Source organism: Paenibacillus sp. O199, assembly GCF_001636635.1.
Classification (GTDB): Bacteria; Bacillota; Bacilli; order Paenibacillales; family Paenibacillaceae; genus Paenibacillus; species Paenibacillus marchantiae.
In genome coordinates this window covers 165,422-182,813 of record NZ_LGRP01000001.1, presented here as the reverse complement: position 1 = coordinate 182,813, position 17,392 = coordinate 165,422, and the positions used below count along the sequence as shown (strand labels likewise).

Genomic DNA, 17,392 nt, shown 5'->3' with positions numbered 1-17,392 from the left:
CAGCCTCGATAAGAAGCTTGCATTCGTTCCTTTTTTTGAGTAAATCAATACCATTAACCGACTTGAACCGTTGGGCGTATGATCATTTCGTTAATTGCTACATCCGATGGTTGCTCAATTGCAAATGCGATTGCACGTGCGATGTTATCGGCATCAATAGCGGATTTGTAGAACTCATCTAAACCTGCTTTGGACTCAGGATCACTTGTCGTTTCCACTAACTCGCTGGTGACAGCGCCTGGAGAAATATTAGTAACTCTGATATTGGTGCCGCTCATGGCTTCTTCCTGACGCAAGCCTTCGGAGATTGCTGTAACGGCATGCTTTGTTCCACAGTATACAGTTCCACCCGGATATATGTTATGTCCAGCAACAGAGGAAAGGTTCAAAATATGACCCGATTTCTGTTCTCTCATGGACGGAAGAACCGCTGCAATAGCATAGAGGACACCTTTAATGTTTACATCGATCATGTTGTCCCATTCATCAATTTTTTTCTTGAAAAGAAAGGCTTGAGGCATGATTCCTGCATTGTTGATTAGAACATCGATTTTACCAAATTCGCTTAGTGCATACTTAGCCAAGTCTTCCATTTGAGTTTGCGAAGTCACATCTGTTGGTTTGATAATAGCGTGACCGCCATTGTTCTGAATTTCTTTTTGTAATTGTACTAAACGCTCTTCCCGACGAGCTGCTAATACCAGTTTGGCACCTTTTGAAGCAAGAACTTTCGCGGTAGCTTCTCCAATTCCACTGGATGCTCCCGTAAGAATTATAACTTTACCCTCAATATTAGACATATTCAGTTCATTCCTTTCATTTGGATCAGATTCTTTCCTTAGAGCGCGTCGTACCACTCATCATTCACAGGTTCTAACCATTCGGTTTGTCCAGGTGTCATAGCCAAATGCACAAACCAACTATCGGCTGTTGCCCCATGCCAGTGCTTCACGTTAGGAGGAATATTTACAACATCTCCGGTTTTAAGCAATCGTGCGGGTTTACCTTCTTCCTGGTACCAGCCTTCACCACCTGTAACAAGTAACACTTGACCTACAGCATGCGAATGCCAATTATTGCGTGCTCCTGGCGCGAAAGTGACATTTCCAATGCTAGTGTTAAGTGGAGTTTCATCTGTAAAGACCATCTCCAGATACGCATCTCCAATAAAATTGGCTTCTACTTTCTTTCCGAGTGGGAAGATGGTGCTGTTACTCAAATGTTCGTTTGTCATAATGGTTCCCTACTTTCTTTTTTATTTATAAATATCTTTTGCAATATTGAACGCAGACCATGCCTTCGGCCAGCCCACATAGAAGGAAAGATGAGTAATCATTTCAGACACTTCATTACGAGTTACTCCATTTTCCTTTGCTTTGTGAAGGTGTGGGGTTAATTGTTCGAAATTTCCACCGGCAATAAGTGCAGAGACGGTAATCATACTGCGATCACGACTAGATAATTCTTCTACTCTTGACCATACCTGGCCAAACAGAATATCATCATTCAACTCTGCAAATTTCGGGGCAAACTCACCTAATATATCTCTTCCAGCAGTTTGTTTTTTTTCCATAGCTATGTGATCCTCCATTCGTAATTCGGTTGAGAGTTATTTAGAATTTCCTTCTACTCGATAAGTCATCCACAATCCGTTATGTTCCATTTGTTCGACTCTTATCAATTCAAAATGAACGGGAAAGGTTTCTTTGGAACTTGAACCCTTCTCAAAGATGGTCAAAGCCGGAGAGCTTGCCTCTGCAAAAGGAACGAATACGAGACTTAACTCATCGATCAAACCTTCATTCAGGAAAGAACCATTTAAGACACCGCCGCCTTCAAGCAATAATCGATCGATGGAGAACAATGCTTTCAGTTTTTTTACAACCGTCACAACATTAAGCTCTTTCGTTCCACCAAAGATATAAGAGATGCCCAATTCCTGTAGATATGCGAGATAAGCATCGGGCACTTGTTCAGTCAGCACCTCAATAATGTGATCCTTTGTTCTGTTGCCATTCTCTTCGGATATATAGTTATGGGTCCAAGCCAATTTGCCGTGTGGATCTACGGCGATGGCATAAGTTCCAATGTCTTGCTGCGCAACATAATCCGTTCGAGGAATCGGGGACTGTTTCTCTTGATTGGGTGGAGGAATATATTCATGTGCAAAATGTTCTTGCATCGTGACTCGTCCGCACATCCAAGCATTACACTCGTAGCGGTCATGGATACGTTCATACTCTTTAATGAAGTAGGTTGACCGATCATCTTCCAGAAAATCGCCGATAATTTTGCCATCTATTGAACTAAGCATATGACAAATCGTATAGGGTCTGTCCATCGTAGCATCTCCTTTCGACATGAATGGATTGCAGGGGGAAAAGTGAATATTATTCATTACTGTAGTATTACTTTGATGTGTAATTAAATTTACATTAATACAATAATGAACATCTATCTATTATTATATAAGAGAGAATCGTAGAATCAATTGTTAGATTCATTAAATTTGTTCATTAATAAACATAGAGGTGTGGATTGTAAATAAACGTCAAGATAGTATGTACAAAACGTTTTTGAGTTGCCTTGTATTTCAACCTGTTTCGTCTCACTTAATTTATGTTGCAAACTCTACAAAATTAGAGTAGATTAAGAACATAATAAATGTTGTATTTGCAACAAAAAAACTGAAGTGTTTTCAAATAAGTAATTGATTCATATAAGGAGAGATACATCACAATGACCGTGGAAATAAGAGCATGCAGTCGCGAGGATTTACAAAAACTACAAGAAATAAGTATAGAAACATTCAACGATACATTCAAAGATCAGAATTCCCCTGACAATATGAGAGCCTATCTGGAAAGAGCATTTAACGCTAAACAGTTGGAAGATGAACTGTCTAATAGCTGCTCAGACATCTTTTTCGTCTATTACAATAAGGAACTTGCCGGATATCTAAAGGTGAACAGAGAGGGCGCCCAATCCGAACAAATGAGTGATGCTTCACTAGAAATTGAGAGAATTTATATCAGGAAAAAATTCCAAATGCATGGACTGGGTAAATATCTGCTAAATAAAGCGATGGAGACCGCATTGGAGCACAAAAAGAAGGAAGTCTGGCTTGGCGTATGGGAAAAGAATGACAATGCCATTGCTTTTTACAAGAAGATGGGGTTTGTTCAGACTGGCTCACACTCTTTTTACATGGGGGATGAGGAACAAATCGATTTTATCATGGTCAAGACACTCTAGTAATCGTACCGATCCTAAAAAATGTACAGATTGTTTAAACGTTGCTTACTATTAGATATGGTCAATGCATGTGAATGGTCGTATATTAATACTATGTGGGCCATGTGCATGAACACAGATCCACTATGTGTATTGATAACGATTCTACATAGAAGGACGGGGAAATATGGACTTTAAACCGCTTGCTTCATTTATTGATCGCATCACATCATGGAGAATTCCGTGGGCAGAGGTCCTTGTGATGCATCAAAATGATACCGTTTTCCGTTACCGGAATGGTTACGCTAATCTGGAGGAGCAAACGCCCATCGGCGATGGGGCGATCTTCAATCTCTACTCCATGACGAAAATTATGACCTGTGTGGCAGCGCTTCAACTTGTAGAGAGAGGGCAAATGCTGCTGAGCGATCCGTTATCTGACTATCTGCCGGAATATGCCGAGATGGCGGTGAAGAAAACATTATCGAGCGGCGAGGTCAGATTGGAAAAAGCGACAATGGCGATTACAGTACGTGACTTGTTTACGATGACTGCCGGGTTCTCCTATGATGTTGGCTCGCCAAGCATTCAGGAAGCTGTGAAGAGCACCAACGGAACATTACCGACAAGAGAATTTGCGAAAGCGCTCGCCAAGGAACCACTTCTGTTTGAGCCAGGTACGCATTGGAACTATAGCATGTGTCACGATGTGCTCGGAGCTTTGGTGGAGGTTGTGAGTGGTAGACGTTTTGGTAAATATCTGCAAGAAGAAATTATCGGACCGCTAGGTATGAACGATACGGGATTCGACCTGAACGATGAACAGCAGACCCGTCTGATTCCCCAGTATGCTTACAATGATGAGCTTGAAAAAGCCGTACGAATGGACGGAAACGGATTCCGGGTAGGAACGGATTTGGAGAGCGGCGGTGCCGGGTTGTTGTCCACCGTTAGCGATTATGCACTGTTCCTGAACGCTCTGACTGGACGCGGGACCAGTCCGCAAGGCGTGCGCATTCTGTCACAGGCATCAATTGAGCTGATGCGCACAGACCATCTGAACGATCTGACCCGTGATGATTACTCCTGGGATCATATGGGAGGGTATAGTTATGGACTGGGTGTGCGCACGCATATCTCCAAAGCGGGCAGCGGTTCGTTAAGCCCACTTGGTGAATTTGGATGGAGTGGTGCTGCCGGCTGCATGGCCATCATTGATCCAGATTCTGAACTCACGGTCATGTATGCGCAGCATCTGCTGAACAATCAGGAGCCTTATGTTCATCGCCGCTTGCGTAATGTCGTTTACTCCTGTTTGTAATGCGGGAGTGGATTCTGACGAGGCATTTGCTTAATTCAACGACTTGATGTTGAGTATTCGTACAATTGGAAACAAACAGGGACGCGAGCAATGTCGCGCCCCTGTTATTATTTTTTCCTTTTCTTTTTGAACTAAGGTTCCAGGGTATTTGAGAACTTTCGAGAGGTTACGCGATTAACCATATAAATACCGATGGATACAAAGAGCAATGCAATTAGGTTTTTGAATTCCAAAATCGTTTCTCCCAAAAATAACGCCGATAGCAATGCACCAAAGACAGGGATAAGGAAGTTATACACAGATACTTTCCCCACTTTGTTGTATTTCAGAAGTAGATTCCATAAGCAGAATGCAGCTGATGAAAGTAAAACTAAATAAATCAAGATACCCGTTGATTCGAGTGTAAAATGTGTAACCCGGCCGCCAAGCAGGAGTCCCAGTATGGTGAGTGCCAGTCCGCCTACAAACAGGCTAACTCCAGTAATAACGAGGACGTCGATGGAGCCTGTCAAGTGCTTTGCGTAGATGGCCGTAATGGAAAAAATAAGAGCCGCCATAATAACGAAACCTTCACCTGTGAGAGAGAAGGAGAATTCCAGCAGATTGGAGTGGAAATTCACAATAATTACGCCAATAAATCCTAGCAAACAGCCGACTATTTTATTTTTGCTCAGTTTATCATTTTTATATAAAAAATGAGCTAGAACAACACTGAAAAAGGTCGTTGTCGCATTCATAATCGAACCTTTGACACCTGTCGTATTGGCTACACCCACATAAAAAAACATATACTGCAGACCCGTTTGGAACATGCCAAGCAATATTAAGCTTGAAAATTGTCGTCCAGACAGTTCAAATTTCCGTTTACTAATGACACGAAACAGGAATAGAAGCAGTAATCCTGCTAAAATAAATCGATAACCCGCAAATACAAATTTGGATGGAATATCTTCTGCCAAGATATCAAAAGCACTATATCCAAGCTTAATAAACGGGTAGGCACTCCCCCATAACAAGCAACATAAACTTGCAACTAGTGTCACAAATAAAGGATCACTAAACTTGTTCGGGTTCTCCAATGCTTTTATTTCATTCACTTTCAATCTTCTCCTCGCATGATATGTAAATGTGTACGGGCTGATCGCACCTCACTGACCATATCACAAACTGCGAGTAGCTGTAACAAAAAAAATGAAATTCCGTTTCATAACAAGACTAAGAGGTTATAATTAACGCTGTGAAACTGGATTGACTCGCCATTTAATGATACGGATATCACTTTTTCTGCTGCATGAACGGAGGAAAGCCCTGAGGTAAGTAAACATAAGGACAGAATTGAAGCCGTGATTTTTTTCACTTGCATGTAAGCTCCTTATTGTGAATTGATAAAGCGTGAGGATTATTTTAGGACAGCGCGATAATGCCGTTGAAGTTTAGATAATAACTGCCGTTCCGCTGACAGCGACCATGAGCATACCTTGACGAACAACTTCGTAGTTCAGATCCACACCGATTACGCCATTGGCTCCCATCTTTGCGGCTTGCTCGGTCATCTCTTCAAAGGCAGCGTCTCTTGCTTCTCTTAGCTTGTTCTCATAGGTACGAGAACGGCCGCCTACAAGATCTCTAAATGAAGCGAGAAAGTCTCTCCCGACATTGGCAGCGATGATGACCTCACCGGTTACAACGCCGATATACTGTCTAACCGGGGAACCTTCAATTACTGCTGTTGTTGTAATAATCAAATGTTTTCCTCCTAAAATAAAATAGATTTGTCGCGAATCAGATTTCTCATTTCCTATGCTAACAGCGTTACTGAAACAGAGCCTAAACGAGTTGCTGAACAATCGTTTAAGTTTGCCCAAGCCGTTTAGGTTCTGTTAATGTGAGTATGCTACTATGAAATGGGTGAAAACGATGACCAATCAAACGGATATTAAAATTGCAATTGTCGACGACGAACCCTCGATTGTCACCATGCTGCAAATGGTGCTTCGCAGGGCAGGGTTTCATCAGCTGTACGATGCTTCCACCTGTGCGGAAGCTCTCGATCTGGTACAGCGCGTTGCCCCGGATATTGTCCTGCTCGACATCACGCTCCCGGACGGGAGTGGTCTGGAGCTTTGTTCCAAGCTCCGTGAATACGGAAATCCGCATATTTTGTTTCTGACGGCTAAGGCATCCGATCTCGATGTGCTGAGAGGATTCGCCATGGGCGGGGACGATTATATTACCAAGCCCTTCAATCCTTTGGAGGTAGCTGCAAGAATTCAGGCGCGCATACGCCGTTTAGAGCCTGAAGCTCCAACTGTGAGTCAGTTGAAACGCCCTGAACCAGGGGTTTACCGATTCGGACGCTTCACCGTGAATGAGGCGGAGGGCGAGTTAATCGTGGAGGGACAACCTGTCCCTTGTCCTGCACAGGTTTTCCATCTGCTACTGCATTTCTGCAAGTTTCCGGGAGTCGTATTTTCCAAAACACAGCTCTATGATCAGGTGTGGGGGATCAACGGACAGGGAGATGACTCGACGGTAATGGTACATATTCGGCGCATACGAGAGAAGATCGAGATCGATCCAGGAAATCCAAAGCTGCTGCTGACCGTACGCGGGCTCGGCTACAAGCTGTCAAAGGAGTTTCAGGAGCAATGAAGATACAACAGCGCATGACATTTCACTTCACGTATCAATTGATCTTTTATGCCCTGATCATTCTGGCGATTACTCTCATTGCTTGCATTATATTCTTTCAAAACACGACCAATAGTGAGTTGCGCAGGAACTTTCCGGTGGGTGCCTTACAACTGATTGCTCAAGAAGCTTCTTCAAAAGACGGGACCATTCAAATCTCCCCCAAGTGGGATAAGCTCATTGAGGAAAAAGGAATGTGGATGCAGGTTGTAAATGCCGAAGGAGGGGTCATTTACGAAGTAAATACAGATACGCATGATGGGCTGTCGCCATCATACTCAATCGCCCAACTGCTCGATATTCAGGAGACACGGACACTTGGGACGTATGCTGTTCAAACTCATCTGAACTTTGCCTTTAATGTGCCGGTTCTGTATATCCTTGGCTACCAAAGTTCTGACCTTAATCAGCTCAAGGCCTGGTTCGACGAATACGGGCAGCAAGGCATGGTATCTAGCGAAAAGCTTTCCTTTCTGGATCAGCGACTGCGTGAAACCGGCAGTTATCTCCAGGTAATTAATTCCACGGGTCATACCGAACAAGCCATCGGTGATGGAACGTATTTGCAGAAGGGATACCGTCCACTGGACATTCTGGCAATCCAGCAATCGCCCAGCAACTATGATACCAATATAGTCGCCCATCGGGACCAGCGTAGTGGAATGACCTGGATTCTTTATACGCCCAATCCAGCGGGTGGCCCTTTGAAACATCCAGCGATGGATACGGCAACGCGCAGACTTATGTGGTTTGCAGGTCTAGCTCTTCTCTTGGCAGTACCCTTATCGATTTGGCATGGCTACCGTTACGGTCAGCCGCTGATTTTGTTCGCAGGCTGGTTCGAACGTATGGGGCGGGGGCAGTACGATCAGGTACTTACCGCCAAGGACAAACGCAAGATATTCCGCTCCAATGGCACGATGCGAAACCGATACAGGCTCTATAAGGAAGTCATTGAATCCTTCTACCAAATGGCTGATCAATTGGCCCAAACCGAGAAGGAGCGCGAGCGGCTGGAGAAAGATCAAAGAGAATGGATGTCAGGAATTTCACATGATCTGCGCACACCTCTGTCCACCATTCAAGGGTATGGATATATGCTGGAGAGTTTACCGGAACAATGGAGCCGAGAAGAGATGCGTACCATGGGGGCGACGATCCGGGAAAAAGGGGATTATATGCTTGAGCTGATCTCTGACTTTTCCATGATTCATCAGCTTAAGCAGGGCGATTCGATTATGGAGATTCGAAAAATCGATTTGGTTGAACTGGTGCGCTGCTCCGTGCTGAAGTATGTCAATGACGCTACGCTGTCTGAATACCAGTTTCACTATGTTGGGGAGGAGCGTCCCTTGTGGGTACAGGCTGATGAAACCTGGCTGCTGCGGTTAATGGATAACTTGCTGTCCAACGCCGTGAAGCATAACCCGCCAGGCGTTAACGTCACCGTCTCCATCGGCAGAATGAACAATAAGGCATGTATACGCGTATTTGATAATGGGAAAGGGATGGATGAGGAAACGCTGCAGCATTTGTTCAATCGTTATTATCGGGGAACAAATACAGAGGAATCGACGGCAGGTTCTGGACTAGGGATGAGTATCGCCAAAACGATCGTGGAAGCACACGGCGGAGAAATTCATGTACAATCCAAAGTGCGGCAAGGTACGAAAATTGAGATCTTGTTACCCTGTTGAAATGTTTACTGTCTTAAAAAGGCGATTACTGAAAAAAAGCAGCCCAACCTCATTTGAGGGCAGGTTGCTTTTTCTGTTGGCTTCAACATCTGTGGTACATAACATGTTCACGACAGTGATCTGGTTGAGGAGAGCCATGTTTCTATAGGGATTAATATTATTTGAATCAAAAAAGAACCTGGGTAATTATCCCAAGTTCTTCGATATTGTATATAAACAAACACAATGATATAATCAGATTACATTTCTTTTGACATCGAAGACATAAATATCTTATCTTATATTTAAATCTTATCATGGCGGTAAACTCTTTGTCAAATGTTTTTTTCTCAATTTATTAGTTAGGGGAGATTCGGAATGAGTTCTTTGGTTATCGGGTTTCATGAAATGGAAAAATTGCAGCTTGCACTCGTTGGTGGAAAAGGATTAAATCTAGCGAAGTTATCAAAGATTGAAGGAATTTACGTCCCTGAAGGATTTTGTGTTACAACCGTTGGATATCAGAAAGCCATTGAACAAAATGAAATGTATCATGCTTTACTGGATCAATTAACCTTGTTGAAAGTAGAAGAACGAGAGCAAATTGGTGAAATCAGCAGGAAGATCAGGGAACTTATTCTGGGCGCAGACATTCCAGTCGATGTTGAAAAAGAAGTTGCTCATTATCTCTCCACATTTGGAGAGGGCCGTGCGTATGCAGTGCGTTCCAGTGCGACCGCTGAAGATTTACCACATGCCTCTTTTGCGGGTCAACAAGACACCTACTTAAATATCATTGGGAAAGAATCAATTATGCATCATATCAGCAAATGTTGGGCTTCCCTGTTTACCGATCGCGCGGTAATTTACCGTATGCAAAATGGATTTGACCATGGTCAGGTTTATTTGTCCGTTATCATTCAAAAGATGATCTTCCCAACGGCTTCAGGGATTTTATTTACGGCTGATCCGATCACATCCAACCGGAAACTGCTTTCTATCGACGCCAGTTTTGGACTTGGTGAGGCGCTGGTGTCCGGCTTGGTATCTGCTGATTGTTATAAAGTACGGGAAGGTGAAATTGTCGATAAGAGGATAGCCGTCAAAACGTTGGGTATCTATGGACGGAAAGAAGGTGGAACGTATACACATCAGATCGATCCCGTGCTGCAAAAGACGCAAACACTTAACGATCAACAAATTTTAGAACTGGCACGGATAGGAAGACAGATCGAAGCTCATTTTGGTTTCCCGCAAGATATTGAATGGTGTTTGGCGGATGATATGTTTTATATTGTCCAAAGTCGGCCAATCACAACGTTATACCCGATCCCTGAAGCGAGTGACCAAGAAAATCATGTGTACCTATCTGTGGGTCATCAACAAATGATGACTGATCCCATGAAACCGCTGGGCTTATCTTTCTTTCTATTAACGACTCCGGCACCCATGCGTATAGCTGGTGGAAGATTGTTTGTTGATATTACGCCTAGGCTAGCTTCGCCTGTCATGAGAGAAAACTTCATAAATACCATGGGACAATCCGATCCGCTCCTTAAGGACGCACTTACAACTGTAATCGAGCGCGGGAATTTCATAAAATCGTTACCTGTTGATCAGCCAGCACCAACTCCGCGTAATCACCATAAACCGAGCGCGTCTGAGGGTTTTCAAGCACATATTGAAAATGAATCGACTATCGTCTTTGAATTGATTACAAGCAATCAAGCCTCAGTAGAAGAGCTAAAACGTAACATCCAAAATAAGTCTGGATTGGATTTGTTTGATTTTATCCTTGAAGATCTGCAAGAATTGAAGAGATTTCTATCTGACCCACGAAGTTCAAATGTATTTATGACTGCCATGAATGCTTCAGCATGGATCAATGAAAACATGAAAGAGTGGTTGGGTGAGAAAAATGCAGCAGATACGCTGTCTCAATCTGTACCTAACAATATCACTTCGGAAATGGGTCTGGCATTACTGGATGTTGCAGATGTGATTCGTCCGTATCCTGAAGTCATTGCTTATTTACAGCAAGTGAAAGAGGATGACTTTATGGATGAACTGGTTAAGGTTGAGGGTGGACAGGAAACAAGGGAAGCGATCCAGGATTATCTGGACAAATACGGAATGCGATGTGCCGGAGAAATCGATCTGACCAGAACCCGTTGGATTGAAAAACCCATTACACTTGTACCGTTGATTCTGGGTAACATCAGAAACTTTAAGCCTAATGCAAGCAAACGAAAATTTGAGCAGGGACGACAGGAAGCATTGAAGAAAGAAAAGGAAATATTGGATCGATTGAAGCTATTGCCTGATGGTGAACAAAAAGCCAAGGAAACGAAACGAATGATTGACCTAGTTCGCAACTTCATCGGTTATCGGGAATATCCCAAATACGGCATGATCAATCGTTACTTCGTATATAAACAGGCTTTATTGAAAGAAGCCGAACGACTTGCACAAGCCGGTGTTATTGCCGAAAAAGAGGATATATACCTTCTCACTTTTGAAGAACTTCGTGAAGTTGTACGCACCAATAAACTGGATGAGAAGATCATTACCCAACGGAAAGACGATTATAAAATCTATGAAAAGCTAACTCCACCTCGCGTGCTCACGTCTGATGGTGAAATCATTACAGGTCAGTATAAACGTGAAAATATGCCAGCCGAAGCCATTGTCGGCCTGCCTGTTTCTTCCGGAGTGATAGAGGGCCGTGCACGTGTCATCTTCAATATTGAAGATGCGGATCTGGAAGATGGAGATATACTAGTGACTCCCTATACTGATCCGAGCTGGACACCATTATTTGTTTCTATAAAAGGCCTAGTTACCGAAGTGGGTGGACTGATGACCCATGGAGCTGTGATTGCGCGTGAATATGGCTTGCCAGCCATTGTCGGAGTGGAGAAGGCAACTCATCGAATAAAAGATGGGCAGCGAATTCGGGTACATGGAACAGAAGGATATATCGAAATATTGTAAATGATACACGAATTGAGATTGTACAGCAGTGATCGCGCATCAGACCTGATGTGCGATCGTTTTTGTTTTCAAAGTCAACAACGGAAACGAATTGAACAAATTCAGTTGCTAATCAGAGCACTTAATTCTGCCTGAAAAACCTTCTCATTATTTTGATTAAAAGTAGTGAGCAGCACGGTAACAATTCCACCCCTGCTTCTTCTTGGAGCCAATTCAATCACTTCGGATAGAACATTGATTTCATCATCTGGAAACACAGGTTTGATAAACTTTATGTTATTCATGCCGGTTCCTGCGATAACATCTTCTCCATATATCCCGAGTTCCACCCAAAGTTTGAAGGACGTGCTCATCGTCTGCATACCCGAAGCAATGAGGCTGCCGAAGCGTCCTTCTTTGGCTTTTGCCTCATCTATATGCATATATTGAGGGTCATATATTTTTGCAAAATCAATAATATCTTTCTTTGACAATTGAATAGACTCTGTTCTATAGGTCTCGCCTATAACATACTCGTTAAATTTCAATGATGTACACCTCCAATATCTACTCTAATGGATAAGTTGAATTCAAGGCAAGTAGTCATTTTATGAAGATGCTAGGGCATAATAAAGCAAGTGTAATCAGGTCTCTTTCTGGTGACTTGGATAAATTTCCAGTAACAAAAGGATTGTCAAACTTAATAAAATATGATATTTTCATATCTGTAACCGGTTACACACATAGGAGTGAACGTTCATGACAACAATAAAGGATGTAGCTAAATTGGCTGGCGTTTCAGTTGCCACTGTATCAAGGGTCATTAATGAAAGAGGTTATGTTCATGCGGACACTCGTAAGAAAGTGGAGGAGGCGGTCAAGCAGCTTAACTTCTCTCCCAATGAGGTAGCCCGCTCTTTATACAAGCGTAAGTCCAAATTGATTGGCCTGCTGTTACCCGATATTGCAAACCCTTACTTTCCGCAGCTTGCACGCGGCGTAGAGGACCGGATGCAGGAGCAGGATTTCAGATTGATTTTCGGAAATAGTGATGAGGATGAACAGAAGGAAAAGGATTACATCCAGACTTTTATCCAGAATAATGTAGTCGGCGTAATCTCTTCAACGAATTACCCTCATTCTTCAATATATGAGAACTTGAAAATTCCCGTGGTGTTTCTTGACAGAACACCTCTGGACAGTCCCTCCGTATTTGCGGATGGCAGAGAGGGCGGACGTCTGGCTGCACGGGAGATCATCAAGCGTGGAAGTCGACGAATTACGGTTATGCAGGGACCGGCACATATCAAGCCTGCGCAGGATCGTTTTGAAGGCGCAATCGAGAGCATACGTCAAGCTGGTCTGGATTACCGCGTAATTCAAACGACATCCTTTTCCTTTAACGATGTTGGGTTATGGGCGGATGAGCTTTTTAGCAAGTACGGCGATACAGACGGAGTCATTGCAAGTAATGACATCGCAGCTATGGCGGTACTGCACGAGGCATTGCGCATCGGTAAAAAAGTTCCGGAGGATATGCAAATTATCGGCTTCGACGATATCCCGATGAGCAGCCTGCTATCACCAGCATTGTCGACCATTCGCCAACCGGCCTATGAGATGGGAAGGGAAGCAGCCGGTTTGCTTATCAAACTGGTGGAACAAGCTCCAATCGAAAACAAACACATACAGCTCCCGGTCAGTTTCATTGAACGGGGCACAACAAGAAAGGTGAATTCAGATGGCTAAAATATGCGTAATTGGCAGCAGCTCCATGGATTTAGTTGTTACTTCTGCAAGGCGGCCGGGGGCGGGTGAAACCGTCCTTGGCGACAGCTTCAAAACAGTTCCTGGCGGCAAAGGAGCAAATCAGGCAGTTGCTGCCGCAAGGCTGGGGGCCGATGTTTCCATGATCGGCCGGGTGGGTGATGATGCTTTTGGTACAGCCATTTTAAATAATTTCAAAGCAAATGGTGTAAATACGCAGAATGTGAAACCGGTTACACATATGGAGAGTGGTACGGCTCATATCGTGCTGGCTGAAGGTGATAATAGTATCGTGGTGGTTGAAGCGGCAAATCGCGAAGTTACACCAGCCTATGTCGATGAAGCGGCAGAAGTGATCCAACATGCAGATATTGTACTGATTCAGCAGGAAATCCCGAAGGAAACCGTTGTTCGTGTCAGCGAGATTTGCGCCCAAAGCGGAACTCCGCTGTTATTGAATCCAGCTCCAGCGAGAAAAGTACCGGATGAGGTCGTCGACAAAGCTGCTTATATCACGCCGAACGAGCATGAGGCCGAGATATTGTTTCAGGGCATGACTCCGGCAGAAGCGCTGCGCAAATATCCAAACAAGTTGTTTATTACGGAGGGCAGCAACGGAGTTCGATATTTTGACGGCGAACAGGAAATCGTTGTACCTACTTATAAGGTGGAACCAGTGGATACAACCGGAGCGGGTGATACGTTTAACGCCGCATTTGCGGTGGCTTTGGCTGAAGGCAAACCGCTACAAGACAGCATTAGATTCGCCAACCGGGCTGCATCGCTATCCGTGACCAAGTTTGGGGCACAAGGAGGCATGCCGACACGGGATGAAGTGGAGGAAAGCCTGAAATGAAGAAGCTGGGAATATTGAACAGTCACATTTCGAAGGTGTTGTCTGATTTGGGTCACACGGACATGATTGTCATCGCGGATGCTGGCCTTCCGGTTCCAGAAGGGGTCCCCAAAATCGATTTGTCCTTGAAACTGGGAACACCGAGTTTTCAAGAGATCGTGGAGCTTATTGCGGACGATATGGTCGTTGAGAAAGTGATTTTGGCAACAGAAATCAAGGCAGGGAATCCAGAAGCTATGCAGTTTATTACCGAGAAATTTGGCGATGAAGCCATTGACGTTTCCATTAATCATGAACAATTCAAGGTGTTGACCCGGAATGCCAAAGTGGTCATTCGTACGGGCGAAGCTACGCCGTATGCCAATTGCATTTTACAATCGGGCGTCATTTTCGGTTAAAAGGGGGACGGTATCATGCATATTCAGATGCAAGACATATATAAAGCTTTTGGCACCAACCAAGTGCTAAGCGGGGTGGATTTTGAACTAAAGGAAGGCGAGGTTCATGCCCTGATGGGAGAGAACGGGGCTGGAAAATCCACGCTAATGAACATTTTGATCGGTCTTCATGGGCGGGATCAGGGAACCATCTCCATTGACGGCAAAGAAACCTATTTTGCCAATCCGAAGGAAGCTGAGAAGATGGGGCTTGCTTTTATCCACCAAGAGTTAAACGTTTGGCCGGAAATGACGGTGCTTGATAATCTCTTCATAGGTAAGGAAATAACTTCGTCTTTTGGATTGCTGAATTCAAGACAAATGAAAGCGCTTGCCACTAAGCAGTTTGCCAAGCTTTCCGTACAGATTCCGCTGGATCGTCCTGCCGGGGAATGTTCTGTCGGTCAGCAGCAAATGATTGAAATTGCCAAAGCACTGATGACCGACGCCAAAGTAATCATCATGGATGAGCCCACGGCGGCGCTTACGGAGCGGGAGATTCAGAAGTTGTTCGGCGTAATCACTTCGCTTAAGGAAAATGGCGTTTCCATCGTATATATCTCGCACCGGATGGAGGAGATTTTCACCATTTGCGACCGGATTACGATCATGCGTGACGGTAAAACGGTAGATACCAAGGCGATCCCGGAGACCAGTTTTGACGAAGTTGTGCGGAAGATGGTCGGACGGGAACTTACGGAACGATATCCGGCACGCAATCCTTCGTATGGTGAAGTGGTCCTGGAAGTAAGGAACGCAAGCAGCAAAGGATTGTTCCAAAATATCAACTTTACGGTGAGAGCAGGCGAGATCCTCGGGTTCTCCGGGCTGATGGGTTCGGGACGGACAGAGATCATGCGGTCGATTTTCGGTTTGGAGCCTCTGGACGGTGGCGAAATTATGATTCGAGGCAAAAAGGCTCATATTCGGAAGCCTGCCGACGCGGTTAAACATGGAATTGGATTTATTACCGAAGACCGGAAGGATGAAGGTTTGGTATTAGATTTCTCCATTCGTGAGAATATGGCCTTACCTAATCTGTTCAGCTTCTCAAGTAAGGGGTTCATCTCGACCCAGAAAGAACAGGAATTCGTCGATACGCTCATCAAACGTTTGCAAATTAAGACACAATCATCCGAAACAGCGGTACGAAACCTGTCAGGGGGCAACCAACAGAAGGTGGTTATCGCCAAATGGGTCGGCATTGGCCCAAGTGTGCTCATCCTGGATGAGCCGACACGCGGTGTGGATGTTGGAGCCAAGCGAGAGATTTATCAGTTGATGAACGAGCTGACTGACCGCGGAGTTGCCATCATTATGGTATCTTCCGAACTGCCTGAAGTGCTTGGCATGAGCGATCGAATCGCGGTTGTGCATGAGGGACGCATTAGTGGTGAACTGGCAAAAGAAGAGGCAACACAGGAAAACATTATGACATTGGCTACAGGGGGACAATGATATGACAACTTTGCAGGAAAACCAACCCGCCAAAAGCGGTTTCCGCTTGACGAATCTAACACAGAAATTAGGTCCGTTGCTTGGACTGATCATTCTGATTATCATCGTATCGGTATTAAATCCAAGCTTTTTGGAACCGCTTAACATATTAAATCTATTGCGTCAGGTTTCGATTAACGCGCTGATTGCCTTTGGCATGACATTTGTCATTCTGACAGGCGGCATCGACTTGTCGGTGGGCTCCATTCTGGCTTTATCTAGCGCCTTTGTAGCCAATATGATGCTATCTGGCCTGGATCCGATTCTGTCGATCATTATCGGGGTTGCGCTCGGCGGTGTCATGGGTATGGTGAACGGACTCATGATAACAAAAGGCAAGATGGCTCCATTTATTGCTACATTGGCGACGATGACGGTGTTCCGTGGATTGACGCTGGTATATACGAACGGTAATCCGATTACCGGATTGGGCGATAGCCTGCTGTTCCAACTGTTCGGTCGTGGTTATATGCTAGGCATACCGGTTCCAGCAATCACAATGCTCATTACTTTCGTAATTCTGTGGACGATTTTGCACAAAACTTCTTTCGGCCGTAAAACGTACGCGCTTGGTGGCAATGAGAAAGCGTCTATTATCTCAGGTATTAAAGTGCATCGTGTGAAAATCATGATTTACTCCCTGGTAGGTATGCTGTCAGCGCTGGCAGGCGCGATCCTGACTTCTCGTCTGAATTCTGCGCAGCCAACGGCAGGAACTTCATATGAATTGGACGCCATTGCAGCTGTTGTTCTGGGTGGAACAAGCCTATCAGGTGGTAGAGGACGGATCGTCGGTACATTGATTGGGGTCCTGATTATCGGCGTGTTGAACAATGGTTTGAACCTGCTCGGAGTGAACTCGTTTTATCAAATGGTTGTAAAAGGTGTCGTTATTGCCATCGCTGTCCTGCTGGACCGCAAGAAAACGGCTTAAGGAGAG

At 44.5% G+C, this 17,392-nt stretch carries 17 protein-coding genes; 10 read left to right on the top strand and 7 right to left on the bottom strand.

Translation table 11 applies throughout. The features are described from left to right. Window positions 1-53: 53 nt before the first annotated feature. Genes A6049_RS00750 through A6049_RS00735 form a run of 4 tightly spaced genes read right to left on the bottom strand, consistent with a single transcriptional unit; the run spans window position 54 to window position 2,341 of the window. Window positions 54-800, bottom strand: coding sequence for an SDR family oxidoreductase (locus A6049_RS00750; RefSeq protein WP_063562763.1), 747 nt, complete (start codon window positions 798-800; stop codon window positions 54-56). A 38-nt stretch (window positions 801-838) separates the two neighbouring features. Beyond that, window positions 839-1,234 (bottom strand): cupin domain-containing protein, encoded by a 396-nt coding sequence (locus A6049_RS00745; RefSeq protein WP_063562762.1) that lies wholly within the window; start codon window positions 1,232-1,234, stop codon window positions 839-841. 21 nt (window positions 1,235-1,255) lie between these two features. After that, window positions 1,256-1,573 carry a carboxymuconolactone decarboxylase family protein gene (locus A6049_RS00740; protein ID WP_063562761.1) on the bottom strand — a complete coding sequence of 106 codons (318 nt, stop codon included), beginning with the start codon at window positions 1,571-1,573 and terminating at the stop codon, window positions 1,256-1,258. Between the two features lie 36 nt (window positions 1,574-1,609). Continuing rightward, window positions 1,610-2,341 (bottom strand): dihydrofolate reductase family protein, encoded by a 732-nt coding sequence (locus A6049_RS00735; RefSeq protein WP_063562760.1) that lies wholly within the window; start codon window positions 2,339-2,341, stop codon window positions 1,610-1,612. Between the two features lie 398 nt (window positions 2,342-2,739). On the opposite strand from A6049_RS00735, the gene paiA reads away from it, so the two are divergent. Beyond that, on the top strand, window positions 2,740-3,255 hold the full coding sequence (paiA, locus tag A6049_RS00730) for a spermidine/spermine N(1)-acetyltransferase (RefSeq protein ID WP_063562759.1): 516 nt from the start codon (window positions 2,740-2,742) through the stop codon (window positions 3,253-3,255). Window positions 3,256-3,421: 166 nt separating this feature from the next. Then, complete coding sequence (locus tag A6049_RS00725; RefSeq protein ID WP_063562758.1) at window positions 3,422-4,555, top strand: serine hydrolase domain-containing protein; 1,134 nt, start codon at window positions 3,422-3,424, stop codon at window positions 4,553-4,555. Between the two features lie 131 nt (window positions 4,556-4,686). Here A6049_RS00725 and A6049_RS00720 read toward each other — a convergent pair whose 3' ends face one another. Both A6049_RS00720 and A6049_RS00715 read right to left on the bottom strand, forming a co-directional pair. Continuing rightward, entirely contained in the window at window positions 4,687-5,652 is a 966-nt protein-coding gene (locus tag A6049_RS00720) for a DMT family transporter (protein WP_197521381.1), read from the bottom strand. Window positions 5,653-5,988: 336 nt separating this feature from the next. After that, a complete protein-coding gene (locus tag A6049_RS00715) occupies window positions 5,989-6,300 on the bottom strand; it encodes a YbjQ family protein (RefSeq protein WP_063562757.1) in 312 nt (103 codons plus the stop codon). 154 nt (window positions 6,301-6,454) lie between these two features. Between A6049_RS00715 and A6049_RS00710 the strand changes: the two genes are divergently transcribed. The 3 genes from A6049_RS00710 (at window position 6,455) to ppsA (ending at window position 11,916) form a co-directional block, all read left to right on the top strand. Further along, entirely contained in the window at window positions 6,455-7,207 is a 753-nt protein-coding gene (locus A6049_RS00710; protein ID WP_240321268.1) for a response regulator transcription factor, read from the top strand. Next, entirely contained in the window at window positions 7,204-8,943 is a 1,740-nt protein-coding gene (locus tag A6049_RS00705; protein WP_063562756.1) for a HAMP domain-containing sensor histidine kinase, read from the top strand. Before A6049_RS00710 ends, A6049_RS00705 begins: the two co-directional genes overlap by 4 nt. A 357-nt stretch (window positions 8,944-9,300) precedes the next feature. Beyond that, entirely contained in the window at window positions 9,301-11,916 is a 2,616-nt protein-coding gene (gene ppsA, locus A6049_RS00700; protein WP_063562755.1) for a phosphoenolpyruvate synthase, read from the top strand. A gap of 101 nt (window positions 11,917-12,017) precedes the next feature. On the opposite strand, the gene A6049_RS00695 is transcribed toward ppsA, so the two are convergent. After that, on the bottom strand, window positions 12,018-12,443 hold the full coding sequence (locus tag A6049_RS00695) for a MaoC family dehydratase (protein ID WP_063562754.1): 426 nt from the start codon (window positions 12,441-12,443) through the stop codon (window positions 12,018-12,020). Window positions 12,444-12,654: 211 nt separating this feature from the next. Between A6049_RS00695 and A6049_RS00690 the strand changes: the two genes are divergently transcribed. The 5 genes from A6049_RS00690 to A6049_RS00670 are packed head-to-tail and all read left to right on the top strand — an operon-like array spanning window position 12,655 to window position 17,386. After that, a complete protein-coding gene (locus A6049_RS00690) occupies window positions 12,655-13,644 on the top strand; it encodes a LacI family DNA-binding transcriptional regulator (protein WP_063562753.1) in 990 nt (329 codons plus the stop codon). Beyond that, entirely contained in the window at window positions 13,637-14,518 is an 882-nt protein-coding gene (gene rbsK, locus A6049_RS00685; RefSeq protein WP_063562752.1) for a ribokinase, read from the top strand. The genes A6049_RS00690 and rbsK overlap by 8 nt, the downstream gene beginning before the upstream one ends. Then, window positions 14,515-14,916: a D-ribose pyranase gene (rbsD, locus tag A6049_RS00680; RefSeq protein WP_063562751.1), complete on the top strand. Its 402-nt coding sequence runs from the start codon at window positions 14,515-14,517 to the stop codon at window positions 14,914-14,916. The genes rbsK and rbsD overlap by 4 nt, the downstream gene beginning before the upstream one ends. 15 nt (window positions 14,917-14,931) lie before the next feature. After that, window positions 14,932-16,413, top strand: coding sequence for a sugar ABC transporter ATP-binding protein (locus A6049_RS00675; protein WP_063562750.1), 1,482 nt, complete (start codon window positions 14,932-14,934; stop codon window positions 16,411-16,413). A 1-nt stretch (window position 16,414) separates the two neighbouring features. After that, window positions 16,415-17,386 (top strand): ABC transporter permease subunit, encoded by a 972-nt coding sequence (locus A6049_RS00670; protein ID WP_063562749.1) that lies wholly within the window; start codon window positions 16,415-16,417, stop codon window positions 17,384-17,386. Window positions 17,387-17,392 lie beyond the last annotated feature (6 nt).

Coding starts and splice junctions, on each gene's coding strand:
- A6049_RS00740 (WP_063562761.1), bottom strand. CDS start 1,573: ATGGAAAAAAAACAAACTGCTGGAAGAGATATATTAGGTGAGTTTGCC.
- rbsD (WP_063562751.1), top strand. CDS start 14,515: ATGAAGAAGCTGGGAATATTGAACAGTCACATTTCGAAGGTGTTGTCT.
- A6049_RS00735 (WP_063562760.1), bottom strand. CDS start 2,341: ATGGACAGACCCTATACGATTTGTCATATGCTTAGTTCAATAGATGGC.
- A6049_RS00725 (WP_063562758.1), top strand. CDS start 3,422: ATGGACTTTAAACCGCTTGCTTCATTTATTGATCGCATCACATCATGG.
- ppsA (WP_063562755.1), top strand. CDS start 9,301: ATGAGTTCTTTGGTTATCGGGTTTCATGAAATGGAAAAATTGCAGCTT.
- A6049_RS00705 (WP_063562756.1), top strand. CDS start 7,204: ATGAAGATACAACAGCGCATGACATTTCACTTCACGTATCAATTGATC.
- A6049_RS00750 (WP_063562763.1), bottom strand. CDS start 800: ATGTCTAATATTGAGGGTAAAGTTATAATTCTTACGGGAGCATCCAGT.
- A6049_RS00745 (WP_063562762.1), bottom strand. CDS start 1,234: ATGACAAACGAACATTTGAGTAACAGCACCATCTTCCCACTCGGAAAG.
- paiA (WP_063562759.1), top strand. CDS start 2,740: ATGACCGTGGAAATAAGAGCATGCAGTCGCGAGGATTTACAAAAACTA.
- A6049_RS00710 (WP_240321268.1), top strand. CDS start 6,455: ATGAAATGGGTGAAAACGATGACCAATCAAACGGATATTAAAATTGCA.
- rbsK (WP_063562752.1), top strand. CDS start 13,637: ATGGCTAAAATATGCGTAATTGGCAGCAGCTCCATGGATTTAGTTGTT.
- A6049_RS00675 (WP_063562750.1), top strand. CDS start 14,932: ATGCATATTCAGATGCAAGACATATATAAAGCTTTTGGCACCAACCAA.
- A6049_RS00690 (WP_063562753.1), top strand. CDS start 12,655: ATGACAACAATAAAGGATGTAGCTAAATTGGCTGGCGTTTCAGTTGCC.
- A6049_RS00670 (WP_063562749.1), top strand. CDS start 16,415: ATGACAACTTTGCAGGAAAACCAACCCGCCAAAAGCGGTTTCCGCTTG.